Genomic DNA, 25564 nt, shown 5'->3' with positions numbered 1-25564 from the left:
ATATAACATTTTATCATAATTGTTATATCTTTGTATATTCATTATTAACCTTTTGCAGTTTCTCTGTATCCATCTGGATTTTTACTTTGCCATCTCCATGAATCTTGGCACATTTCATCTATACCATAATTAGCTTTCCATCCAAGTTCTTTTTCTGCTTTACTTGGATCTGCATAGCATACTGCTACATCTCCAGCTCTTCTATCAGTAATCGTATAAGGTATTTTTTTACCACTAGCTCTTGAAAATGCATTTACAAGTTGAAGTACACTATATCCATGACCCGTTCCTAAATTATAAGTTACAAGACCTGGGTTTTCTTCGAGTTTTTTTAATGCTTTAACATGTCCTCTTGCTAAGTCTAGTACATGTATATAATCTCTTATACCTGTTCCATCTAAAGTATCATAATCATCTCCAAATATATTTAATACAGGTAGCTTACCAACAGCAACCTTAGTTATATATGGCATTATATTATTTGGTATTCCATCTGGTTCTTCTCCAATTAGACCACTTTTATGAGCTCCAATAGGGTTAAAATATCTTAGAATAGCTACATCTAATGAGGAATATGCAAAACACATATCTCTAAGTATATCTTCTATAATTAGCTTACTTCTTCCATATGGGTTTGTTACTGATAACGGAAAATCTTCTACTATAGGACACTTTTTAGGTTGGCCATATACAGTTGCTGATGAACTAAACACAAATTTACATACACTATATTTTCTCATTAAATCGAATAAATACAGAGTACTTAAAATATTGTTATAGTAATAATCTAATGGTTTTTTTACAGATTCTCCAACAGCTTTTAATGCTGCAAAATGTATTATAGCATCTATTTCATTTTCTTTAAATACAATTTCTAAATCTTCTTTATTAGTTAAATCCACCTCATAAAATTTAAAATCCTTTTTAGATATTTCCCTAATTCTATCTAATACAATTGGACTACTATTACTAAAATTATCTACAACTACTACATCATAATTATAGTTTAATAGCTCTACTACAGTATGACTACCTATGTATCCAGCCCCACCTGTTACTAATATATTCATTTTCCCCAATTCCCCTTTTAATTTAATTACTTAAATTTATGTAAAAAAAAACACCAGCTTATGCTAGTGTATGTCATTAAATTGAGCAAGTCTATAAGCGGAGTTCTGTATTTGATGATCATCTTTCTAGGCCTATTGTCACCAATAGGCTCAAGCGTCCTACCTACCGGAGGGTACGAGCAGCACCCTATTTACCCTAACTTGGACTTGCTCCGGGTGGGGTTTACACGGCTTGGCTAGTCACCTAGCCAACGGTGAGCTCTTACCTCACCTTTTCATCCTTACCAAACTAGTTGGCGGTTATTTTCTGTTGCACTTTCCTTAGGATCACTCCCACTAGACGTTATCTAGCACCCTTGCTCTATGGAGCTCCGACTTTCCTCACGTAGCTAATGCTACCCGCGATCATCTGGCTTACTTAATTTAATTGACTTTCACTATATTATCATATTTTTTTTATCGTGTCAAAAGTTAAATTTTTTATATTATTCCTTTTTCATGCACATAAAGCGCTGCATGAGTTCTATCTCTTAAGTTTAATTTTTCAAAAATATTGCTTGTATGCTTTTTAACTGTATGTTCTGTTATACATAGCTCATTAGCAATCTCATGATTAGTTTTACCTTTTGATATACATATTAAAATTTCTTTTTCTCTTTTTGTAAGCTCTTTTATTTCTTCTAAGTTATCTTTTCTCATATAATTTTCTACGAGGTCTGAATCAAAGTATTTTTTTCCTTTTGATAATAATCTTACTGCATATTTTATTCCTTCACCTTCTATATTTGCTAATATGTAGCTATCTACACCAATTTTCATACACTTTGCGAATAATCTTGTATCTTCATAAAAATCTAATACCATTATTTTTGAATTTCCATTTTCTTTTATATCTTTTATACAATCTATATACTGTTTAGTATTTCTATTTAAGTCAAATATAACTAAATCGTATGCATCTTTATTTATATCAGTACACATATATCCTTCATCTAATATATCTATACAACTTTCACTTGATAGTATCTCTGCTACTCCTTTTCTTATAACTAACGATTCTGAAATTATTATCCCCTTCATATATTACACCCTCCGTAAAGTCCCTTTTATTCACTATGTATTAATTATATGTCTTATTTTTTACATATTAAATCACTCAAATTTACCATATACTATAAATCTTTTGTTTAGTTATTGATTACACTTTTTTATAATTCATATACTTGTTACTATATATCCGTTATACTTTAGTATTATTTTTTATAATAAAAAAAGCTATACTAACAAAAACTAGTTTTTGTCAAATATAGCCGGTTGCATCACTAACTCCATATATCCGAGATGCCCAAATTACAGGATATATATCACCATTTCAAATATTAAAGTTTTTACTACTTATATGTTTATGTTATACATATTTAGTATAATTTTCAATAAATAATTGGTATAATATCTTACTTTCGTTTTTCAAAAAAATACTTTTTTATAAAAAATTCTTATTTTTTCTACAAAATAAATAATTATTCTATATCTAATTCCATTTTATTACAAGTTTAATTCGACAATTAAAAAGCAGACCTATTCAAATAAGCCTGCATAATTTTTAGTATTCTTTTATATATGTAATGTAATTAAATATAAAGTCATTTAGAGCTTTTTTATTGTACTCTTCTTCCCATTCAATTACCCATCCTTTTTCATTATTAATCATAGTATCATTTCTATGACCTTCAAGCGGAAACTCCAACTGATCAAAATCAGTATCTTTAATTTTAATAGCCTGAGTACCAACACTTATAATTTCCATTGGAGTCATATTTGTTTTAGTATATCTAAATAAAGTATTCGCTATATCTAATAGCTCATCGTTACTTACATTCGTTAACTTATTATAAAGTGCTTGTAATACTGTTCTTTGTCTATTATCTCTTTGATAAGCACTATCTATATATCTTATTCTACTATAAGCTAATGCTTGTTCTCCTGTAAGTGCTTGTGTTCCAGCTTCATTTATGCCATCTATTTGACTTACTTCAGCTTCACTTATATCTATTTGTACTCCACCTAACTCATTAATTATATTTATAAATGAATTAAAATTAACAGCAGCGTATTTATCTATACTTATACCAAAATTTTCCTTAATAGTTTGAATTAATAAACTAGGACCATCATATGCATATGCATGAGTTAATTTCTCTGTACTATGCCCTGGAATATTTACATATGTATCTCTTGCTAGTGATGTAAGTCTTATATCATTATTATTACTATCTATAGTAAGTATTATCATAGCATCTGATCTATTCCCTCTATCTATATTGTCTCCATCTACTCCTACTAAAAGTATATTTGTTATTCCTTCTTTAACTTCTGCAACTTCTATTTTACCAGCTTCTTCTTTGTCATATATAGAATTTAACTTAAAATATAATGTTCCAAATCCTATTGTTGGTATGGCTAATAGTAATATTAATAAGCCAATGACAATTTTCTTAAAATGTCTCATATTATACCCCCCTATTTTCTTGTAACACTCCCATAAATTACTATTTATCTACTTTTATTATATCATAAGTAAATTAAAAGTAGCCTAAATTCATAGACTACTTTCAATTTACTATTCTTTTTTATAAGCTACTATAAACGGATCGTATCCTTTTGACTTCAATTCTGCTACCATAGCTTCTGCGTTTTCTTTATTAGTATAACTTCCTACAACTACCCTATAGTAAATTGTACCATTATCAGTATTATTATCATCTGTGTTATCATTTATATTTGAGTCAGATGGTGCTTTATAGGTTATACCAAAATATTTACATAAACCTTTCATAGTTCCTTCTATCATTTCATCTTTATTATTATTCAATATTGCTAAATCTTCTTTATTTGTATAAAAAGCATATTCTACTAGTATAGATGGCATATTGGCTTTATATATTACTGTAAAATCTGCAGTTTTTAAACCTCTATCTTTCGCAGTACTATCAATTGCCTTTATTGCATCTACTAAGTTTTCTTGAACGTATTTTGCTGCATTCTTTGAATTTGTACTTGCATTACTTGCTGTGTAGGTTTCTGTTCCTCTTGCGCTGTTAAAGTATGATAGATATGCATTTGCATGTATTGATAAGAATAAAGCTTTTGGTTTGTTTTGATTTGCCCAGTATGTGTTTGCTAGAGTTGCTCTTTTTGTAAGTCCTATTTCATCTTTACCTTGTGGTGATGGATTTGTTAGGTATACGCTTATATTATGATCTTCGCATCTTTTTTTAAGTTTATATTGCATTTGATTATTAAAGCCCCACTCTTTGAATGTACCATCTGGTGATTGTTTTCCTGATACATATTCATTATGACCACTATCTATAATTATTAATTTATCCATTTTTTCACCTCCTACATATATTATAGAAGGATTTACTGACAAAGTTTCCTAGTTTATGTTAAAAATTTGCATAAAAAATTCGCTTCGTTCATATCGCCAACGACTTTGTCCGTTGCTCAAAATGTTTTTTATGCTCAATACCAGTTATGTTGATACACCTGCATCATAGAGTTTATCCACAGAATTTTATACAATATAATTTCCTTAATCATAAAAAAAGCCTAGCGATTTCCGAATTAGCTAGGCTATACAAAAGTAACGACTAAGTATTAAGTACCTCTCAGCATTTATAATTATATCCTCTTAACTTTAAATTTATACATTGTATTTATATTATTTTATATTGTTTTAATAGTTCTACTCTTTGCCTTCCTATGCTTATACTACCATATGCAGATTTACCTATATTTTGAGCTATCCCTTTTTCATTAATATAAGATATTACCCTTTGTGTCCATGCTATTGGAAGTAAGTACGGTTTCTTATTTAGGTATGTATACCTTCCTTTCAAATTCAATACACTTGGAAATAAGGCTGCTTTAAATGTAGATTTATGAGTTTTAATTTCTCTGTTATTAACTGCATCTAAGGTTATTAAACTACTTTGTTTTCTCTCCATAGAACTAGATCCAAATATCCCAGCATCTAATATGTCTTCAAGAAGTGCTCTTGAATCAACATTATTATAATCATACCAATCTGGATATTGTATTAACATTTTATCTAATCCCAAATATAATTCTCCTATATTAAGTAAATTAAAAACAAAGTAATCATACTTAATCTTTTTTAGGTTTTTCCATAGATAATCCCAGTCAATTTCTTTGCTATTGCACTCTATAAACTTTACAATGTCACAAACTTGCCTTATACCTACTCCTCCATGTAAAAAATGTTTGGTAGTATGATTTATTAAATACATTAAATTCATTGTTTCTGGAAATGTATATACTACTCTACCTTGTACATTAACATGTATGCTCTTATTAAAGCAATCTTTATAAAAAGCATTAAATATATTAACATGTTCTTCTTCATTTTCATTAAATAGTGTTTTATGAACTTCTATCATAAGTCTTGAGCTTGTACAAATATATGCAACTACATCTTTATTTTCAATATCAACACCATCTATAATCTTCATATTATTTTCAGTTAATATTTTATGGCATAGTTCAAAATCTTCTTTCTTTACTAAAATATCTTCATCAGAAGAGATTCTACTATCTGGAAAAGGGTATATATTTCTACAAGTTATACCTTTTACTACTATAGGTTTTATATTATTATCTAAAAAAGTTTTGTATATATCTAAAAACCTTTCACTTCTTTGTATTTGATTTATTTCTTGAGCCATGGCTTGTCTTTTCCATAGTTGAATTTCATTAATAGACTTATCTATACTATCAATTAAATTTATACCTTCATAAATTAGTGGTAGTATATTATGAGTTTTTGATAATTTATATATTTTCTCTATACTTAATTCTTTTATATCATACTTATTCAAACCATATTTTTCATTATGTATTGCTATATTTAAAACTTCTAATAAGTATTTATAATCATTATTAATCATTAAAAATCCACCACCATTTTCTCTACTTCTTTTGAAGTTACTTCAGTTACTTTACATTGAGATATTTTATATACTTTATCACACATTGTAAGTACACTTGGCCTATGTGTTGTTACTATACATGTTCTGTTATTATTCATTTCCATAATATTTTTTAATACTTTTCTTTCAGTTGCTACATCTAATGCTGATGTTGCCTCATCTAACAACAATATAGGAGAATTTCTAAGTAACGCTCTTGCTATAGATAGTCTTTGATTTTGACCTTCTGAAAAACCATTACCACGTTCTCCAATTCTACTATTTATTCCATTTGGAAGTTTTTTTATAAAATCGTATGCACATGATATTTTCAGAGCTTCTATTATTTCTAAATCTGTAGCTTCTGGTTTTACCATTCTCATATTTTCTGCTATAGTTCCACTAAACATTGTTTTTTCTTGTGGTACATATGCCATAAGCTTTCTTGTACTTGCTGATATATTACAACTTCTATTACTTTTATCTTTTATAATTGCTTCTCCATCATTTATATTTAATAGACCTAATAATATTCTCATCATAGTGGTTTTTCCTTCACCTGATGGTCCTACTAAAGCTACTATTTCACCTGAATTTGCACTTATATTTGCATTTTCTAGTACTAATACGTTTTTATTGGAGTAACTAAAGTTTACATTTTTAATTTCTATGTCTAATCCACTTTCATTAATTGTTTTATATAATTCGTCTACTAATTTTTCATCTTTTATAATTTCTCTTGGTAGTTCAGATACTTCCATTATTCTACCAGCTGATGTTGTTGCCCCTATTGCTGATGGTACTAAGTTTATTAATGATGAGAATGAACTAGAAAGTTTTCCAGATAGCTGTAAAAATAAAGTCATTGTACCGTATGTTATATGACCACTCCATAACCTATATACACCCCATCCAAAGCATGCATATGATACAAATGTTCCTATAAATGACATAAATGATGATGTATATATTGAAAATTTATTGTATCCCAAACTTACATCAGCATAATTCTTTTGAACACATCTTAATTTATCCGAGAATATATCTATTAAATTAAATGCTTTTATTGATTGTAAATTTTGAAAAGTTTCTTCATTAAATGACATAACTTCACTGCTTGCTTGTCTAATTTCTTGATTAAATTTTCTCATTTTTTTCATTAATATTTTAGATATTATTATTGATACTGGTGCACTTAGCATTGCTATTACTGCCATAGTTGTGTCATAGTATAGTATTACACATAATGTTGATATAAATTGAATCGATTTTGTTATTAGGTTTGGTATCCATCCTAGTACACTTGTTGCTACTGTATTTGTATCATTTGTTAACCTATTTAATAAGTCTCCGCTATGGTATGTGTTCATACTTTCCCAATCTATGTTTATTATCTTATCGTAAATATCCTGCTTTATTTCATTTCCTACCTTTATATTTATTTTTGCTGATATCCTATTTGATATTGCCGTTATTATTATATTTCCTATTGCCATTAATATTATTATCAATATTATTATGCCTATTTTACTAGAATCTTGTTCTGTTACCGCATCTATTAGATATTTTGATCCTACGTTTGATGATAAACTCATTAGCGTTGCTACTATCCCTAGTATTATATATATACCTATATCTAATTTATACTTTTTAATGTATACATACATCCATTTTAATTCCAATTGAATTTCATTTATTATATGATTACTATCTTTATATCTAAACTTTTTAAACATTATTTCGCCCTTAATCTCTATAATTTTCTATATTATTTATAATAATTTATCATTTATCCTCTATTTTCCTTCTTTTTCTCCTTAAATTATAAAAAAACTATAGGATATATATTATTTTTACCAAAAAAAGTCAGAATAATTAATCCTGACATTTTTACTAATATTGTAAATCAACCATTATAATGTCGCTATCATCAATAGAGTAATGATTCGCAATACCTCCTGCTGATTCACCTGATTTTATATTTTCTAGTCTTATCCTATAAGTTATGCCTCCTGGTAAATCTTGTGTAAATATCCTTTGCTTATAGTATACATATGCTACAGATATATTTTTACCAGATATGTTTTGTAATTCTATTATTCCATCTGTAGAATCTATCTTTACTTGATCTTCCATTAAAGATATACTTTCTCTTTCAGCAACTATATTATCACTATAAGTATATGAGTTATTTTCATTAAATAACTTATTACTTTTTTCTAATACAATAATTGAACTATTTGAAGGAACTGATGAAAATTCAAATTCTAATTCTTCATTGTTACTATCCTTAAGCTTTAAATTTCCATATTGTATAAATCCATCAGATGTATTTTTAACTATAATACCTATAACATTTTTAGATGTATTTTCACTTCCATCCTCTAAAAAGTCTCCATCATATTTTATAATCTTTTCTATACTTAAATTAGCATTAGGTACTTTATATGGGAAACTACTTACACTATCACTTTTGATTTTATTACCTTCACTTGTATCTAATTCCATACTTTTTATTTCAACTTCGTTATTGCTAATATTATCTATATTACTTACAATCTCCTCTGTGTCACTTAATTCTTCATTACTTGATTTAGAACTATTTATATTTATTTCATTAGACTTTGAACTACTTATGTTTAATTGATTGTTCTTATTTTTACTTGTACTGGTATATACCTTTCCGCCTATAATTACTACTGATAAAACACATATAGCTGAAATAACACACACAAAGTATTTTTTACTCATTCTATAACCCCTTAAATTATTTAATTATATTAGAACTTCTCAGTTTATCTAAAAACTCACTACAATCCTTACTTGCAGTTTCATAGTCTATATCATATTTTTCTGTAATTAAATTTATAAGTTCATCTTCATCCTTTACTTTATCAGCATGATCCCATATAAATCTACCTACTTTATTAATAGTTATTAATCCATTAAAATTGTTTACAGTATTCCCTACTGGAACTAATATAGTTTCCCCTAAAATATCCCTAGTAATAAATTCATTTTTATTTATCATGTCAAACTCCTTCTCCCTAAATAATTTATATTACTTCAACTTTTCTTTCCATTTCTTTTAGAACTTCATTCATCATTTCACATACATAATTCGGCGTTCCATCTAATTTTCCAGTTTCTGTTACAGCCATAGCTGGACAAGATATACACATAAATTTCTTAGAACAATTTAAGCATTTAATTGATGTTCTAATTGAATCTACTTCTTTTACAATTTGCTTCCATGCATCTTTAAAATTCATATTTTTAAATGGATATGATGCTGGATAATTCATCATTCCACAACACTGCATCTTCCCATCCCAAGAAATCCAAAATGAACTTTTTCCAGCCCTACATGCCATAGTATTCCCATTTATATTTGTACATCCATGTCTACTTTCAAAAAACTCTACTCCATTTTTACATCTATTAGCTTTTGCTTTAAAATCGTCTACTCCAAGGCTAAGTATGTCATTTTTCACAAAATTTATACCAGCTTCTTTTGCTGTGAATCTACCTAAATTGCTACCTATAGAATCATTGTCTCGTCTTACAGGTGGATACATATACGAACTTACTTGTAAAACTAATTTTTTTTCATTTGCAAACTTATGTATTTCTTCTAAATCATGTATATTAAACGGTGTTAAACTGCAGTTTAATTTAATCTCTACACCTATTTCTAATAACATATCTATTGCTTTAGATACTTTATCAAATCCCCTTGAATCACCACATAATTTCTCATAAGTCTCATTTGAAGCACCATATAATGTTATATTTATTCTACTTGGAGGACTTTTTGAAAGCCATTCTATAGTAGAATCATTAATTAGTGTCCCATTAGAATTTATAGATATAATGAATCCTATATTTTTAAGTTCTAAATATAAGTCCTTAAAATTAGGTATAGAAAATACTTCTCCACCAGTTAATAATAAATATAGTAAACCTTCTTCTTTTGCTTGTTTAGCTATTTCTAGCCATTCATTATTACTTCTAAGATTACCTACATTATCCATCTCTGACTTAGTCATCTTTATATAACACATCTTACAATCTAAATTACATAACGGAGTTAATTCAAATGTACCATTAAGCGGAGTTCTTTCTCTCGATGCCTTATAAAATAATCTATTATTAATATTTATCTCTTTCCTATTCGCTAGCATTTAACATCCCCCATTCTAACATATTCTTAAGCGTATAAACTGCATTCTCATCTGGTGTACATTCAAGCATATATACAGGTATTTCTTGCACTAATTTTAAAATAGTATCTACCACTGGAGTAGTAAATTTTTCATACCAAAAACTTAAAGTAGTTTCACTATAAATGTATTTAAATGCATCTCTTGAACTTAACTTTTTAACCTTATTTTCATTTCCTTGTCTTATAACTACAATAGCACCTATTTCCGTAGAATTATTTTTAAATATATTATCTTCCCCCGAAAATGGCAATCCATATGAAAACCACTTATTTTCAATATTTCTAATTCCCGAGCGATCTCCATTGATTATTTCAGCATCTTCATACTTCTCCCATAATCTTGCTTGAGTTGATTTTCCAGTACCTGATGGTGCAGTAAATATAATACATTTGTCTTTGTATTTTATCTGTGAAGAGTGCAATATAAATGTATTAAATAAACTTAGTGATTGCTCTAATTGAATAAATTTAAATACATGTATGGCTTTAGTAAAATAATTATCTTCATTAATATAATAATAACAAGTGCTCTCATTTAATTTATCTGTATCTTGCACTATTAGTCCATGAGGCTTTTCTCTTCTAAATTCTCTAAATTCTTTATAAATTTTATTATTTTCAATAAACACAGAATTTTGCTCTTCAGTAAATACTTTATTTGTGTGATATTTTAAGAATTCATCTTTTTTTTCAAATTTATATACAACATCATAATTTTCATTATTATCAATAACAAAATCTATAAAATTATCTCCTAAGTTATATTCAAACGGTGTTTCTACTCTAAAATTTACACCACATATACTAAATATTTTCTTTATCATATCTAATGTCCTTTTATTTTAATGTAATCTAAAAGGCTGACTAAAATAATAGCCAACCTTTTTATTTTATGATCCAAATGCAGCTAAAGAACTATCTGTTGAGTTATAGCAGTATTCATCTTCTGGTGTAGCAAAGCAATCATCATTATTTGATGTGAAAATTTCATACCCTAAATTTTCATCATATATAGGTTTATCTGATTGACAAGAACCTAAGTAAAATAAATTTGTAGACTGTTCACACTTTGCTATATGCTCTGCCATACTAAATTCTTCAATCTCTACAACTGGTTTTTCATATTTTTCTTTCATAATCGTCACCACCCTTTGTTATACTACATGCAGTTCATAATCCTTCTCAATAGACATTAATTCGACACTATTGTAGAATAATCCTCTAATTTAAAACTATTAAATATTTCATATTCATTTGATATACTAGTTACCTTTAATTTCGTAAGTGACAACATTCCTTCACTATTGTTAGTAATAGTTATACTTCCATCAGAATTAATTGAGCTTGTTATATCGTAATACATATCAACTGTTGATTTAAGTGATAATTTACTACTATTAATATCTAAATTTAATTCTTTACCTTCTGTAGACTTAGCTCCAATTTGAACTTTAGCTCCCTCTGGTAATTCATTTAGTTTAAATGTTATTTTTTGACCTTGTTTTAAATATATTTCATTTTTAGGACCTTCATTTGTATACTTAGTAGTATCTGATGTTGTTTCTCCTCCATTTGTATCTATAAATACAACACCATTTATACTTTCATCTGATGATCCTACTCCATCTACTATTAACTTGTCTCTTAATTCCACTACCTTTGCATTAGCTTCATTATCTGTTTGATAAGCATTGTTAGCTTCTTCACTTTGTGTTTCATCTAATGGATTATATATTCTTACTCCATCTAAATAGAAAATATTTCTTGGTATAGCATTTGTGCCCTTAACGGCAGTTAAAACTACTGTATATTCTCCGTATTCTAAATCGGTTATATTAAATATAGGTATATTGTAAAGTTCTTTTCCTTCTTCCTTATATAAAGTATCAATTACTGAATTTGTCAGCCTATTAGCTGAAATTAATTCTGTACCTTTATATACTTGAGCTCTAACTCTTCCTGTTTTATTTGAAGTTCTACTGTATATTTCACACCCAGTTCCTTTAAATGTAAATGTTGCAGTTTCAGAATTTGTTGTAGCCTCAATATAATGTGATGACCCGTTACTATCTGTAGTATTTTCACTATATGAGCTATCATATCCATATGGATAATCCTTGCCTATAGTTCCATCGTCTTGGCTACCATTACTACTTGTACCGGTTACTTTCCAATTTGATGAATATTGAATTCCATCTATTCCATTAGAGTTAGTAAAATCATCTTCATAATAAACACTAGTTGCAGGTATCATAGTAATATTACCTGTTTTTGAATTCTTATCATCATTGTATTTTACAGAATATGTAGCTCTATCTATTCCATTCATAAATTTATTAAGTGTATATGTTACATTGTTATTATCTTTTTTAGAAATAGTTCCATAGTTAGTTATATCATCTAACATTGATACACTATCTAATGTTCCACCTCTTAAGAAATCATTGTTTGTTACATTTATGTCTATTGGCTTACCAAAATCAAGAACTACTGCATCATCATTTAATACTGGTTGTAATACATTTTCACAAGTAAATGTATATGTATATCCTTGATTTGATGTATTTATATTTAATTCTGGACTTGAATTATTGCTACCAGTTGTAGTATTTCCACCTACTTGCCCTACCGTCCAGTTCTTTTCATAGTCATCATTATTCTCTGTTACAACATATTTACCTTGACTTGGATTATAGAATCTGACTGTTTGTCCAGCTTTTAATGTAAATTTACCATTTGCATCAGTAGCTAATTGTTTATCTGCATCTATTTCTGTATTACCTTCATATAATTGGTAAGTTGCATTTGCTAAAGCACTTCCGTCTTTTGTTATTGTAAAATCAAATACTTCAGATTTAACAGCTGCAATTTCCTCTTGAGTTAAATCACTTATTGTATCATCAAATTTCTTGCTTACTTCTAATGTATTTTGTTGTGGTAAATTAAACTTAATCTTACAATTTGAAGCGGCTCTTCCACGCTCTAAATAAAATACTTGTAATGTATGAGCTTTAGTTTTATCAAATTTATCTAAAGAACCTACACCTAATATTTCATATAGATTTGTCTTAGTTGATGCACTAGATTGTGTTCCTTGTGTTTTATCACTATTGATTCCTGATAATGTTCTTGGATTTATTACTTCACCAGTTGCAAAGTTTATTGAACCAGATGTTGCATCATGTATACCACCTATATCAAGAACTAATTTACCATCTATAAACACCCATACATCATCATCACCAGAGAATTCAAATTTAATATCATCTGTTCCATTTATTTTTCCATCTTCTGTCATAAAAAAGTTTACTGACATATTCATACCAAAGTGATAGTTTCCAGTGCCTGAATTTCCTGTGTTAAATGGATAGAATCCTTTTCCAAATCCACTAACTGAAAATCCATTTCCATTATAATTTAGAGTTGTATTGCTAGCTCCTTTTCCATTCGCAAAATAAACATTCTCTTTTGAGCTATCAAATTCATAATATCCTGTTGAGGAATCATATCTAAATGGCATTTTTACGTTTGTATATGTACTCTTAGCAGTGTTATTATCTGGATCAAATATACCTGCTTCTGGATAATTAAATTGTATTTTTCCTGTTGATGAATCTAATTCATTTTTAACTAAACCTGTAATGGCACTTACTCTTAGATTACTACTGTTTGAATTAGCATTCGCACTCCAACGATTCCAATACTTATTCGTTATGCTAGTACCTGATATCCATGTCGTGCTACTTCCAGTATTAAAATAAATACCTTGTAAATTATTAGTTTCCAAATTTTTAGTAGCCTGATTAAATGCACTACTATCATAGCTAGTTCCATTAGAATTAGAAGTCCCATACCTATACATAGTTACTGGGAAATAAGATAACTCACTTGCTTTAGAATCTGTTTCTAACACTTGAGTTTCGTTAGTTGAGTTACTTTTACTTGATGTGTTTTTTTTACTTGATGTTAACTTATTAGTTAGTTTTGAAATTGCTCCCCCAAGACTTAATGCATCTGCTTGTACCGGATTAATAAATATAAATGTACTTATCAAGCATAACGATGTCATTAAACTAAATATTTTTTTGTACTTACTCATAAAATCCCCCTTCTTTTGTTTTTCTTTATAGATATTTAATTTCCGTATTTTGAAATTAAATTATCTCACTCTAAATTTCCCACTTAATCTCTTTATAGATGTATATAATTTAAATATATAAAATCTAAATGGCCTTAATAATGTCCATATGTATACTAAACATCTATTTATTAAATTATTTCTATCAACTTCTTTTCCTTTTATAATTGACTTCTTTACTACAGCTATAACCTGTGTAAACTCTACAAGCTCTAGGCTTACCTGCGCATCACCATTCATAATAAATGCCTTATCATTTATTATCTTAAAAATTCTATGCAATACATATTCATCCGATTTTCTCTTAATAAAGACTATATCCCCTCTTCTTAATTTGTATCCTCTGGGAGATTCTAAAATAACAGAGTCACGATTATTTTTTAAAAATGGATTCATGCTATATCCGCTCACTCTAAGAATACATTCTCCTCCATTATCTATAATCGCTTCTATAATTGGTACAATATCTTTTCCTTTAAATATATGCTTCGAGTTTAAATTTGATAAAATTTATACCACCACTTTTACTCATATTTTATAATTATTTATTTTTTTATTATATTAACTTAATAATCCCTTCTCAATACATAATGAGTGTAATATATACTACTTTTAAGTAACATCAAAGTATTATTTAAATTATAAATTTTCATAATTTTAGTTATCATATATTTTTATTTCATATTATCTTTGCTAAATTTTCACTTATTTTATATGTATCTACTAATTTACTCATTATTGTGTATATTTCTTTATCATTTCCAATATCTGTACATACTTTAAGTTTTTTTAATTCTTTACTTAGTATGCTATAATTTATATCAATTGGATTTCCTATATAAATTTTTTTATTATCTGTACTCCTAAGCCCTTCCTCTTCCATTAATAACTCTTCATAAAGTTTTTCGCCCGGTCTAAGGCCTGTAAATTCAATATTTATATCAATTCCTGGTTCAAACCCACTTAAAGTAATAAGATTCTTAGCTAAATCTAAAATCTTTACAGGTTCACCCATATCAAGTACAAAAATCTCTCCACCTTTAGCCATTGCACCTGCTTGCATAACTAGTGAAACTGCTTCTGGTATTGTCATAAAAAATCTCGTTATATCTGGATGAGTTACCTTAACTGGACCACCTTCTTCTATTTGCTTTTTAAATAATGGTATTACGCTCCCATTACTACCGAGTACATTTCCAAACCTAACTGCAACAAAGTCAGTACTACTTATTTTATTCAAACTTTGAATTATCATCTCACAACATCTTTTAGTTGCACCCATTATGTTAGTTGGATTAACAGCCTTATCAGTTGATATAAGTACAAATTTTTCTACATTATACTTACTTGATTTTAACGCAACATTAAGTGTTCCAAATATATTATTTTTTACAGCTTCACAAGGACTATTTTCCATTAAAGGAACATGCTTATGAGCAGCTGCGTGAAATACAACTTGAGGATTATAATTCCTCATTATTCCATCGATTCTATTCTCATCTCTTACAGATGCTATAATTACATCTAAGCTTAAACTATTACCATACTTTGTTATAAGTTCTTGCTGAATTTCATATGCATTATTTTCATATATATCTAATATTACTAACTTTTTAGGTGAAAATTTAGAAATTTGCCTACATAGTTCTGATCCTATAGATCCACCTCCACCAGTCACCATAACTGTATTTCCCTCTAAATATCCACTTATTTCTTCTAAATTAATTTTTACAGGATCTCTACCAAGTAAATCCTCTATATCTACATCTCTTATTTTCTTTATATCTACTTTTCCATCTATAATCTCATAAATACCTGGTATTGTTTTTATCTTACACTTAGTATCTTTACAGTATTCGATTATTCTTACTTTTTCTTGTTTTGGTATATTCGCTATACTAAATATTATTTCTTCTATATTATGTTTCTCTACAATCTCTTTTATTTGATGGCATGTCCCTAATATAGGAACATTGTAAATATTTTTACCTATCTTTTTTACATCATCATCAACTATGCATACAGGTAACTTTTTTAAATTTAGATTCTCATAAAGTTCTTGAATAATTAATCTTCCTGCGCTTCCAGCTCCGACAATTAAAACTCTCGTATACGTATGAGACTTATTCATACTCATATAAGAAGACATTCTCCTGATTCCTCTATAGCTAACTCTTGAGCTCACTGTCATAACAACTAACATTAAGCTATTTACTGTATAAAATAGTGAATTAAAGTTGTAACCTAATATTATATTTCCTATTGAAACATATACCACGCAAAGTAAACCTGATATTAGTATATTAGATATTTCTTTTTCTCCTCCACAGTTCCAAAGGCTGCTATAACAACCCCTTTGAAAAAGAGATAAAATATTCGCAACTATATATACAACTACAGGAACTATTGAATTCCCATAATCATATGATTTAGTTATTCTTTGAGATAAAAAAAATACAATTATTGTAATTATTATATCTACAATAACTAATAATACTTGTCTAGCCTTATATATATCTAAACGATTATGGATATGTGTCTCTTCATTTTTTAACTTAAACTCCAAATTAATCAACTCCAAACTATTCCAACTTTATTTAAGCTCTTCTTTTATTTTTAAATAACCTAAATTTTCTATCATCTTCATAGTCGTAATATCCATAATAACTATAACTCTTATACTCATTTGTTTTAAATTTATTTAATACCACACCAATTATATTTGCATTAACTTTTTCAAGCCTATCCTTAGTAACTTTTACTTGTGATTTTTCAGTTTCTTTAGATGCTGCAACAACAACAGTTCCATCTACGTATTGCGCTATTATACATGCATCATTTACTCTACCTACAGGTGGAGAATCTATTAATATATAGTCATATTTTTCTTTTAAGTACTCTATTAATTTTTTCATTTTTGATGACTGTAATAATACTGCTGGATTGGCTTTAAAAGTTCCGCTACATAATATATCTAAATCACCATCTTTTTGTACACATATTTCAAGTTCTTTATTCTCATAGATTATATCTGATAGACCTTTAGTATTTTTACTTAATCTAAAATACTTGTTTATACTTTGTTTTCTAAAGTCACAATCTATTACTATAGTTTTTTTATTGTCTAATTCAGAGAAACACCTAGCTATATTTGCTACTGTTGTAGTTTTTCCTTCATTCATCTCTGAACTTGTAATTAAGATTGTCTTTATATTTTCATCTACTGTTAAAAATGTTCTTATTCCCCTATAAGCTTCATTTATTTCATAGTTTCCGTCATTATATTTTGCTACGTTATCGTATCTAGATACATCATTTTTCTTTTTATTAAACATAATAATCCCCTCTTTATTTATACTTCTTCAGCCGTTCTTATTTTCGAAGATGATGATTTTACTTTACCTTTTGATTTTCCGCTATCATAAGGTATCATTCCTATCATAGGCACTCCCCAATATTTTTCTACATCATCAGGAGTTACGACTTTATTATCTAATACTTCCATAAGTAAAGCTACAAATATTGCAATTACAAGACCTGCTAATGTATATTTAGGTAAAGTTGTATCAAGTCCTTTACTTACTAAAGTTGGCTCTGTTGCTTCAAATAATAATTCTACACAGTCTAAGCCTATTACTCTTTGTAATTCATTATTAAAAGCTTCTGGTATTGCATTTGCTACTTTTTGAGCTATTTGAAAATCTGTGTTAGTTACCGTTATGTCTATAAATTCAGGTATTTTTTCTTGTGGTACCACACTTATATTTCTTGATAATGATTCAGGTGTCATGTTTAAGTCAAGATTTTGTATAATTTCAAGCAATGCTCTTTTTGATGTTGCTAAGCTAGAATATGATGTCGCTATATTTTGATTTAAGTTTGAATTTGATATTGAATTCATAAATATTGACTGATTATTTGATTCTTCGCCTTCAGTTTCTTTATACGCTTTCATGTTGTTTATTCTTACTGATACTGTTGACTTAAATACTGGTACGTAAGATTTATCTCTTTGGTATGTTAAATATGCTCCTCTTCCTATACAAAGTAGTAAGATTATTATTACTGCTATTTTTCTTCTTTTAAATATTTCCAAATATTCTCTAATATTTATACTTTCTTGCATTTTATCCCCCTATATTTTTTCCCTTTATTATATAATTCTATGATTAATTTTATCAGTCTAATGTATCCAAAGTAAATTATGCTAAGGTTGTACTTTTTTATTTTTAAATATACTACTTTAGTATTATATTTAAAAATAAAAGATAATAAAAAACCGATTCATAATAGTTGGATATTACTACGAATCGGTTAATCATAACTAAATTGCATTATTTATAAAAATTTTAACTCTAAACAATACTTTCCATATATAATATCTATCCATGAAGTAAAGTAAAGAGTATAAACTTTCTATTAATTTATCTTTGTATTTCATATTAGATTTTAAGATATATTTAAAAGGTATTCTAATACTATCTAATATTTTATAATTTTGGATATCTTTCTCACTATCAAATATAATTCTATACATGCTATTTTTTTCACCCTTATAAATTTAATTACTATAGAGATATAATTTTTATTCTTATATTTATCAATATTTGAATACATTGATTTTACCATCTTAAGTTCTTTTTGTAATAAATCATAATCACTCGCTTTATATGATAATGAGCCACTTACAATTCTCCAGTAGTATAATTTTTCATATGTAACCACTAACTTACCTATATATCTTAGTATATTAAACTTAAATATGGTATCTTCTCCATATTGCAAAGATTCATCGAACTTGATATTATTTTTTTTAATTATCTCAGAATCTATAATTCCACCCCATATTGTTCCTGAGTATAATAAACTATTCAAGCTATCATATGATATATCATAAACTGTATAATCACATGCTTTATCTCCTGATAAAACTAGTTCTTTTTTCTTTCATATCCTCCATATACTATTTTGTAATTATTACGCTCTGCAATATCTACTAGTATTTCAAGAGAATTTGACTTTATCATATCATCAGAATCTAAGAAATATATGTACTTTCCTTTTGATAATTCAATACCTAAATTTCTACTATTTGATACACCTTTTCTCTTATTTTTAGTAATTATTTTATAATTACATTTTGATTTTTTTAATATATCTTTAGCAATACTTAAACTATTATCTTCACTGTTATCATCAATTATAATAATTTCAAAATTTTTATAGGTTTGTTTTATACATGATTCTAAACATTCTTTAATATATAATTCAACATTATACATTGGGATTATAATACTTACTATTGGATTCATTCATCTCCTCCATAATATATCTTAATCAATATAAATAACTTATAATGTTACACTCTTTGGCTTAGTAACTTTTGCTATTTTTAGTATTATACTAAGTATATATTTAAATTCACTTGATCTATAAAATATAATTAAATATATTATATTAGGAATGCTAACACATACTATTCCCTTTACAACTAAAGACATAAAATCATTAGCTATATCTATTAAGTTACAAATATTAGTTGTGACTATCCCCGCAATTATAGTCAAAAATATATAATAAACATACTTTTTAAAATATGCTTTAACTGGCTTGTTAAAAACATCTTTAAAAACTATTTTAGGTTGAATTCTTAAAGGTATTAGTATACTACTAATAGTAGTTCCCATAAATATTCCTGAAAGTCCCCAATATTTAACAAGTATTATAGACGCTACTAGATTTATTGCTGATTCTATAAGAGGTTGATACTTATCTTTATCATAAATACCTGCTTTCTGTTTAAATGTTCCTATAGAATTTCTAAGACCTGATATATAAAAGTTAATCAATATTACTATTAATGTTAATTTATCAAGAAGCAATCCTCTTCCAAAACACCAATCTATAAATGGCTCTAATAAATTATATAGAGATATTGCACAAAATGAATATATCCAAAAATTTATTAAATACATTACATTAAAAATTTCATAAATTTTTTCTTTACATTCAGTAGCTATTAAATTACCTATACTATTTCCCATACCATTTAATAATGGTGTTAATAGCGATGCTAATTGAGATATAACCATTGTATAATTTGAATATAATCCTACTGTGTTTATATTAATAAATGTAGATATCAATAGATTATCTGTTCCAAATACACAGTATCCTCCTATATTATGTAAAAATATAGCCTTTACATTCGTTACTAAGTTTTTCTTAGTATCTTCATCTACATGATAATTATCTTTTGTATTAATATATTCATATCTATCACTTACAATTTTTCCATTATATATATTTTGAAGCATAAATATGCCTAAATCTATTAGTAAGTATAAGATATAATTTTTAGTTAATTTTAATATTACTATCTTCGTAAGTGTTGTAATTATATTAAATATAAGATTATATTTCGCTATTATATATCCTTTTTGATCTGCATTTATCAATGACCATTTATGTGCATTTAAATATGAAATAACATTTTTAACAACAAATATAAAATATACAACTCCTATAAATGGAACTGTAGTTCCACCTTTTATAAATCTACCCAATGCTACGTACATTACAGTACTTAATATAAATATAACTATTGCTAAAATGCCATATAGTTTTTTATATAATTGAACTAGAGCAATTACTTTATTGGTATCATTTTCAGCTAACGGTTTATATAAATTGTATACTATACTTGTTCCAATTCCTCCCTCTACTAAACTTAGCATAGATAATATACTAGTTAGTAATCCATTAACTCCTAAATATTCGGTACCTAAACTATTAATAAATACCATCCTAGATAAGAAACCTAGTATAATAATCACTATTTGTGTAATTATACTTACATACATATTTTTTATAGAATTTTGTATCCTCATATCCCCATACCCTCTGTCTTAATATTTAGAATTTTATTTAATACGATTTTTTATAAGCAAATAAGCCAATGAGTATAACCTTCTATCAACCAATATTTTTATATATTTATAAAGTCTAATTTTATCTTTATTATATTCAATAAAATCACAAAATTCTTTGTCACTACATAGATGCTTTAATATATTATTTCTCTCAATTTTACTCATATTATTTTCTTCAAATATAATTTTTTCAAAAACTATTTTATAATGTTCTAAAAACCATATTTCTATATAATCTTTAAGTTCTTCATTATATTTTATTAGTCGAAGTAACTTGTTCATCTCATAATGAGAAGATGATACCTCATATACTAAGTCATTTTTATTTCTTTTTTGTATTCCACCCTTACCTCTTTCTCCTCTATAGTGATACTTTATATCTTTAGATAAATACATAGATTTAGTATTCTGTAAGAATTTCAAATTAAAGCAAAAATCTTCAAAGCATACCATATCTATATCGAATTTCAAATTATTATTTCTAATTATTGAAGCGTTATATAGCTTTGCGCAAGGAGATAAAAATGGACTTTTTATAGACTCTATAATATAATCTAGATACTTATCAAAATCTTCTTTTTTAATAAAAATCTCTTCAGATACTCCACTTACTTTATCTTGTATCTTTTTCCCATTAGTATATTCCTCTCTGTATACTCCAGAGTAAATAATATCAGCATTACTATCTTTTATCTTACTATATAATTTTTCAATACAATCACTTTCAATCCAATCGTCGCTGTCACAAAACATTATATAATCTCCTGTAGATTCTTTAATTCCTAAATTTCTAGCAGAAGATACTCCTTGATTTTTCTTATGTATAAGTATTATCCTTTTATCTTTAATTGCATATTCATCACATATTTCTCTACTTTTATCGGTTGAGCCATCATTTACTAGTATCACCTCTATATCTTCAAAGGTTTGAGATAATATAGAATCTATACAGCACTTCAAATCCCTTTCAGCATTGTATATAGGAACTATAATGCTTACTTTTGTCTTACTCATAACTTCTCCCATCTATACAATTTCTTATATTTTTATAACTCTATTAATAGCTACTTTAATCAAGGATTTTGTATCATACTTTCTCAAAACATTATATTTTCTCATTAGCATATATTGCCTTATACCTGATTTTATATCTTTATACTGCATGGATATATCAAACCTATCAACTATATATTTTTTATAAAACATATTAAAGTACATTTTTCTATCTTTATCAGTCATAGAAATACTATCTAAAGTATTTTTTACTATGTCTAAATGTTCATTACATCTTTTTATTTTCTTCTCTTTACTGTCATCTCCTGTAGACATACTATTTTTATAAATAATATAATTATATAAAGGTTCATCTAAAAAACCTCTTTTATACTTATAGTAAACTGGTAGTAACATCTGCCAATTTTGACCTCGTCTTGCTGGATATATCTCTCGTTTTGGATTTACATCTAAAAAAACTTCTGATCTTACCATATGGCATCCGCAGCAAAATATAGATTCTGACTTAAGGTGATGCTCAAACTGATATTCATCTTCATGGTGTTTAAATTTATCTGTTATCTTGTATATAACTGTGCTTAAATCATCTTCATTATATACATTAGCATTAGTTGTAACGCATCCATATTCTTTATATTTTTCAAGAAATTCAACTTTTTTTTCGACTGATTGAGGATGAAAGAAATCATCTGCATCAGCCCAACATAGAAAGTCACCTTTAAAATGCTTAAGACCTGTATCTATAGCTCCACCTAATCCTTTATTTTCTTGATATATATATATTAATTTCATACCTTCATTTTTAAACTTATATTCATATGAAAGTACTATACCTTCTGTATTATCTATTGATCCATCATTTACAAATATCAACTCTATATTTTTATAAGTTTGATTTAATACCGAATCTAAATAACGAGATACTACTTTTTCTCCGTTATAACATGGAGTTATAATACTAACTAATTTATTACTCAAACTTTATCACCCCTAAGCTATCTCATTATTTGCTCAATTTCATTTCTTGCTAAAAGTCCTCTTTTTTTGTAATCTGGCATGAACTTATTTAAGTGATCTCTTATATTATCTTTTCTATCATAAATCCATTTAAATGACTCTACTAAATCATTATCTTTTTTTAAACTTTGTACTGGAAGTACATAGTTTTCATATGTCCCAAATATATCTTTTGCTATTCCTCTTGCTTTAACTGAATATCCTATCACCAATGTAGGTACACATGTAGAGTAAGCTGCTATTGTAGCATGAGTTCTCGCTCCAATAAATAATTTACAGCGACTTATATAGCCCTTTAACTCCATACAATTACAATCATCTATCATAATAACTCTATCAGTTTTTTTGAATTTATCATATAATGCTCTAAGTGGTTCTCTATCATCATTCGACTCCCATATAACATGTGGTATTAATGCGATATTTGAAGTCGTATTTTTTAAAATATAACTTATTAGATTTTCATAGTTTTTCATTGTTATACCTTCGTATGTTTCTTTTCTTATAATTAAAGGACTTAAATTAATTCCAATTGTATCATTTTCCTTGAACCCACATGGTAGGTCTAACTCTAACTTATCTAAATTAAATGCGGGATCTGGATACAACTTAGTATTTTTATTAACCTTATTTAAAGCTCCGTAAGATATACTTTCTCTAGTAACTATTAGTGAATATGATTCTATATCTTTTGCTATTTTAGGTTCTTCCATTAACTTTGGCTCAACCGAACAGCCCCACAAAACTGTTTTATATGCTTTTTCTCCATACATCTTATGTAGCTCTACATGATTTTGCACGTCGGAATAACAATACGTATCCCCACCTATAGCAAATGCTATTGTATTTTCATCTATATATTTTTTTCCATCTGTAAATTGAAGTACATCCATTTTAGCAGTATCATTTTTTATTTTTAATGATAAATATGCATTAAAAAAGCTCATAGATTTTTTATTAATTGGATTTTTACCCGCTTTTACATCTATGATTTCATTAACTTTATATTTAATATCTTCATCTTCTGCATGTGAAAGTAATTTCATTTCACATATTCCATCTAATATCTTTGAGGTCCCTCTAACAATTGCTTCACATCCATGATTTTTACTGCCACTATGCGAATATAAAACTATCTTTTTCATAATACTCTTATCCCCTAATTAATCTTTTTGCTATATTTTTCATTGAACTTCTTATCTTTAAAAGTAAATATACATAATAAAATTTTCCATATATTGTACAAGTAACAATTATATTTCTAAATGTTGGTTTTAAATTTATATGTAAATTATTTATTATATGTTCATCATCAATAATTTTTTTTACTAAGTTCTTAATATTACTTTTTTCTAATTTACTATAAAATACTACAAAAAATACATAATTAAAAATTCTATCATCTATTATTTCTTTATTTTTCCCATGATATCCTTTATTTTCTGCTATAAATCTCTTTATTTTTAATATTATATTAAGCTGAACATAGTAGTCTATATCTTCATCCTTCTTTGATAAAGAACAATTATCAGCTTCTTGTAAATAATTAAATGATATATAGTTTGTAAAGTAAAAATCATTTGAATATTTATATATATCTATAAAAAAGTCTAAATCTTCAGCAAGTACTATATTAGTATTAAATTTAATTCTATTATCAGCTATAATACTTCTTTTTATTAACTTATTTGAAATCCATCCATAGTATCCTGTTCCAAATTGATCTTTTGCAAAATTATCAACTATATCTTGCTTAACTACATCATTTCTATATCCTAAATCAACCAAATTTAATATCTCATCATCATGATTCACTTTATTGTAACTAGAAAATAATACATCGTATTTTTTTATATTAAGTATAGATATATATTCACTAAAAGTTCCAGTGTTTATAACATCATCACCATCTATAAATTGAATATATTCTCCACTAGCATAGCTAATACCAATATTTCTCGCGTTAGACACACCACTATTCTTTATTGTATATAACTTTACACGATTATCTTTTATTTCATATTCTCTACATATTTCTTCACTTTTATCATTAGATCCATCATTAATTATTATAAGTTCAAAATTCTTATATGTTTGAGATAATATTGATTCTATTGTTTTATGTAAATACCTTTCTTTATTATATACAGGCATTATAACACTAATTTTTATCATTT

Annotated in this window: 23 protein-coding genes, 1 other RNA gene and 1 riboswitch; all 24 genes read right to left on the bottom strand. The window is 26.9% G+C overall.

Features of this window, described 5'->3' with window-relative positions; all coding sequences use genetic code 11:
• Positions 1–44: 44 nt before the first annotated feature.
• Positions 45–1070, bottom strand: coding sequence for a UDP-glucose 4-epimerase GalE (galE, locus tag I2A66_RS00200; protein ID WP_195250745.1), 1026 nt, complete (start codon positions 1068–1070; stop codon positions 45–47).
• A 78-nt stretch (positions 1071–1148) separates the two neighbouring features.
• An RNA gene (gene rnpB / locus I2A66_RS00195) (RNase P RNA component class A) lies at positions 1149–1491 on the bottom strand.
• A gap of 59 nt (positions 1492–1550) precedes the next feature.
• Positions 1551–2150 carry a response regulator transcription factor gene (locus I2A66_RS00190; RefSeq protein WP_122638479.1) on the bottom strand — a complete coding sequence of 200 codons (600 nt, stop codon included), beginning with the start codon at positions 2148–2150 and terminating at the stop codon, positions 1551–1553.
• 220 nt (positions 2151–2370) lie between these two features.
• Positions 2371–2454: riboswitch (cyclic di-GMP riboswitch) on the bottom strand.
• Between the two features lie 219 nt (positions 2455–2673).
• Positions 2674–3579, bottom strand: a complete 906-nt coding sequence (locus I2A66_RS00185; RefSeq protein ID WP_147515643.1) for an LCP family protein — start codon at positions 3577–3579, stop codon at positions 2674–2676.
• 111 nt (positions 3580–3690) lie between these two features.
• The gene (locus I2A66_RS00180) at positions 3691–4461 is read right to left on the bottom strand and encodes an N-acetylmuramoyl-L-alanine amidase (protein ID WP_195250743.1); all 771 of its coding nucleotides are present in this window, start codon (positions 4459–4461) and stop codon (positions 3691–3693) included.
• Between the two features lie 328 nt (positions 4462–4789).
• Positions 4790–6040 carry a nucleotidyltransferase domain-containing protein gene (locus tag I2A66_RS00175; RefSeq protein WP_195250741.1) on the bottom strand — a complete coding sequence of 417 codons (1251 nt, stop codon included), beginning with the start codon at positions 6038–6040 and terminating at the stop codon, positions 4790–4792.
• The gene (locus I2A66_RS00170; RefSeq protein ID WP_147515646.1) at positions 6040–7797 is read right to left on the bottom strand and encodes an ABC transporter ATP-binding protein; all 1758 of its coding nucleotides are present in this window, start codon (positions 7795–7797) and stop codon (positions 6040–6042) included. Before I2A66_RS00170 ends, I2A66_RS00175 begins: the two co-directional genes overlap by 1 nt.
• A gap of 157 nt (positions 7798–7954) precedes the next feature.
• The gene (locus tag I2A66_RS00165; RefSeq protein WP_195250739.1) at positions 7955–8812 is read right to left on the bottom strand and encodes a hypothetical protein; all 858 of its coding nucleotides are present in this window, start codon (positions 8810–8812) and stop codon (positions 7955–7957) included.
• Between the two features lie 16 nt (positions 8813–8828).
• Positions 8829–9092, bottom strand: coding sequence for a PqqD family protein (locus I2A66_RS00160; RefSeq protein ID WP_122638484.1), 264 nt, complete (start codon positions 9090–9092; stop codon positions 8829–8831).
• Positions 9093–9117: 25 nt separating this feature from the next.
• The gene (locus I2A66_RS00155) at positions 9118–10245 is read right to left on the bottom strand and encodes a radical SAM protein (protein ID WP_147515648.1); all 1128 of its coding nucleotides are present in this window, start codon (positions 10243–10245) and stop codon (positions 9118–9120) included.
• Entirely contained in the window at positions 10232–11110 is an 879-nt protein-coding gene (locus I2A66_RS00150; RefSeq protein WP_122638486.1) for a hypothetical protein, read from the bottom strand. The genes I2A66_RS00155 and I2A66_RS00150 overlap by 14 nt, the downstream gene beginning before the upstream one ends.
• A 66-nt stretch (positions 11111–11176) precedes the next feature.
• Positions 11177–11422 (bottom strand): hypothetical protein, encoded by a 246-nt coding sequence (locus tag I2A66_RS00145; protein ID WP_122638487.1) that lies wholly within the window; start codon positions 11420–11422, stop codon positions 11177–11179.
• A gap of 56 nt (positions 11423–11478) precedes the next feature.
• Positions 11479–14385 carry a fibro-slime domain-containing protein gene (locus I2A66_RS00140; RefSeq protein WP_195250737.1) on the bottom strand — a complete coding sequence of 969 codons (2907 nt, stop codon included), beginning with the start codon at positions 14383–14385 and terminating at the stop codon, positions 11479–11481.
• 60 nt (positions 14386–14445) lie between these two features.
• A complete protein-coding gene (locus I2A66_RS00135) occupies positions 14446–14820 on the bottom strand; it encodes a S24/S26 family peptidase (protein ID WP_207734702.1) in 375 nt (124 codons plus the stop codon).
• A gap of 283 nt (positions 14821–15103) precedes the next feature.
• On the bottom strand, positions 15104–16990 hold the full coding sequence (locus I2A66_RS00130) for a polysaccharide biosynthesis protein (RefSeq protein ID WP_195250735.1): 1887 nt from the start codon (positions 16988–16990) through the stop codon (positions 15104–15106).
• 31 nt (positions 16991–17021) lie between these two features.
• Positions 17022–17759 carry a CpsD/CapB family tyrosine-protein kinase gene (locus I2A66_RS00125; protein WP_122638491.1) on the bottom strand — a complete coding sequence of 246 codons (738 nt, stop codon included), beginning with the start codon at positions 17757–17759 and terminating at the stop codon, positions 17022–17024.
• Between the two features lie 17 nt (positions 17760–17776).
• Positions 17777–18550, bottom strand: a complete 774-nt coding sequence (locus I2A66_RS00120; protein ID WP_122638492.1) for a YveK family protein — start codon at positions 18548–18550, stop codon at positions 17777–17779.
• Positions 18551–18906: 356 nt separating this feature from the next.
• Positions 18907–19299: a hypothetical protein gene (locus tag I2A66_RS00115; RefSeq protein ID WP_147515651.1), complete on the bottom strand. Its 393-nt coding sequence runs from the start codon at positions 19297–19299 to the stop codon at positions 18907–18909.
• A 56-nt stretch (positions 19300–19355) separates the two neighbouring features.
• A complete protein-coding gene (locus I2A66_RS00110) occupies positions 19356–19736 on the bottom strand; it encodes a glycosyltransferase family 2 protein (RefSeq protein WP_147515652.1) in 381 nt (126 codons plus the stop codon).
• Positions 19737–19775: 39 nt separating this feature from the next.
• Positions 19776–21314: a lipopolysaccharide biosynthesis protein gene (locus tag I2A66_RS00105; protein WP_147515653.1), complete on the bottom strand. Its 1539-nt coding sequence runs from the start codon at positions 21312–21314 to the stop codon at positions 19776–19778.
• 33 nt (positions 21315–21347) lie between these two features.
• On the bottom strand, positions 21348–22370 hold the full coding sequence (locus I2A66_RS00100; RefSeq protein WP_195250733.1) for a glycosyltransferase family 2 protein: 1023 nt from the start codon (positions 22368–22370) through the stop codon (positions 21348–21350).
• Positions 22371–22394: 24 nt separating this feature from the next.
• The gene (locus tag I2A66_RS00095; protein ID WP_122638497.1) at positions 22395–23348 is read right to left on the bottom strand and encodes a glycosyltransferase family A protein; all 954 of its coding nucleotides are present in this window, start codon (positions 23346–23348) and stop codon (positions 22395–22397) included.
• 17 nt (positions 23349–23365) lie between these two features.
• Positions 23366–24532 (bottom strand): polysaccharide pyruvyl transferase family protein, encoded by a 1167-nt coding sequence (locus I2A66_RS00090; protein WP_195250731.1) that lies wholly within the window; start codon positions 24530–24532, stop codon positions 23366–23368.
• Positions 24533–24539: 7 nt separating this feature from the next.
• Positions 24540–25562, bottom strand: coding sequence for a glycosyltransferase family 2 protein (locus I2A66_RS00085; protein ID WP_164488947.1), 1023 nt, complete (start codon positions 25560–25562; stop codon positions 24540–24542).
• Positions 25563–25564: the final 2 nt, after the last annotated feature.

This window comes from Romboutsia sp. 1001713B170207_170306_H8, assembly GCF_015550495.1.
GTDB lineage: Bacteria > Bacillota > Clostridia > Peptostreptococcales > Peptostreptococcaceae > Romboutsia_E.
The sequence above is the reverse complement of the archived record's forward strand: the minus strand, read 5'-3'. Positions and strand labels throughout refer to the sequence as shown.

Excerpts from the sequence above, each read along its gene's own strand:
- I2A66_RS00160 (WP_122638484.1), bottom strand. The coding sequence starts at position 9,092 with ATGATAAATAAAAATGAATTTATTACTAGGGATATTTTAGGGGAAACT.
- I2A66_RS00110 (WP_147515652.1), bottom strand. The coding sequence starts at position 19,736 with ATGAATCCAATAGTAAGTATTATAATCCCAATGTATAATGTTGAATTA.
- I2A66_RS00170 (WP_147515646.1), bottom strand. The coding sequence starts at position 7,797 with ATGTTTAAAAAGTTTAGATATAAAGATAGTAATCATATAATAAATGAA.
- I2A66_RS00120 (WP_122638492.1), bottom strand. The coding sequence starts at position 18,550 with ATGCAAGAAAGTATAAATATTAGAGAATATTTGGAAATATTTAAAAGA.
- I2A66_RS00175 (WP_195250741.1), bottom strand. The coding sequence starts at position 6,040 with ATGATTAATAATGATTATAAATACTTATTAGAAGTTTTAAATATAGCA.
- I2A66_RS00085 (WP_164488947.1), bottom strand. The coding sequence starts at position 25,562 with ATGATAAAAATTAGTGTTATAATGCCTGTATATAATAAAGAAAGGTAT.
- I2A66_RS00105 (WP_147515653.1), bottom strand. The coding sequence starts at position 21,314 with ATGAGGATACAAAATTCTATAAAAAATATGTATGTAAGTATAATTACA.
- I2A66_RS00140 (WP_195250737.1), bottom strand. The coding sequence starts at position 14,385 with ATGAGTAAGTACAAAAAAATATTTAGTTTAATGACATCGTTATGCTTG.
- I2A66_RS00090 (WP_195250731.1), bottom strand. The coding sequence starts at position 24,532 with ATGAAAAAGATAGTTTTATATTCGCATAGTGGCAGTAAAAATCATGGA.
- I2A66_RS00145 (WP_122638487.1), bottom strand. The coding sequence starts at position 11,422 with ATGAAAGAAAAATATGAAAAACCAGTTGTAGAGATTGAAGAATTTAGT.
- I2A66_RS00165 (WP_195250739.1), bottom strand. The coding sequence starts at position 8,812 with ATGAGTAAAAAATACTTTGTGTGTGTTATTTCAGCTATATGTGTTTTA.
- I2A66_RS00125 (WP_122638491.1), bottom strand. The coding sequence starts at position 17,759 with ATGTTTAATAAAAAGAAAAATGATGTATCTAGATACGATAACGTAGCA.
- I2A66_RS00155 (WP_147515648.1), bottom strand. The coding sequence starts at position 10,245 with ATGCTAGCGAATAGGAAAGAGATAAATATTAATAATAGATTATTTTAT.
- I2A66_RS00150 (WP_122638486.1), bottom strand. The coding sequence starts at position 11,110 with ATGATAAAGAAAATATTTAGTATATGTGGTGTAAATTTTAGAGTAGAA.
- galE (WP_195250745.1), bottom strand. The coding sequence starts at position 1,070 with ATGAATATATTAGTAACAGGTGGGGCTGGATACATAGGTAGTCATACT.
- I2A66_RS00135 (WP_207734702.1), bottom strand. The coding sequence starts at position 14,820 with ATGAATCCATTTTTAAAAAATAATCGTGACTCTGTTATTTTAGAATCT.
- I2A66_RS00185 (WP_147515643.1), bottom strand. The coding sequence starts at position 3,579 with ATGAGACATTTTAAGAAAATTGTCATTGGCTTATTAATATTACTATTA.
- I2A66_RS00180 (WP_195250743.1), bottom strand. The coding sequence starts at position 4,461 with ATGGATAAATTAATAATTATAGATAGTGGTCATAATGAATATGTATCA.
- I2A66_RS00100 (WP_195250733.1), bottom strand. The coding sequence starts at position 22,370 with ATGAGTAAGACAAAAGTAAGCATTATAGTTCCTATATACAATGCTGAA.
- I2A66_RS00190 (WP_122638479.1), bottom strand. The coding sequence starts at position 2,150 with ATGAAGGGGATAATAATTTCAGAATCGTTAGTTATAAGAAAAGGAGTA.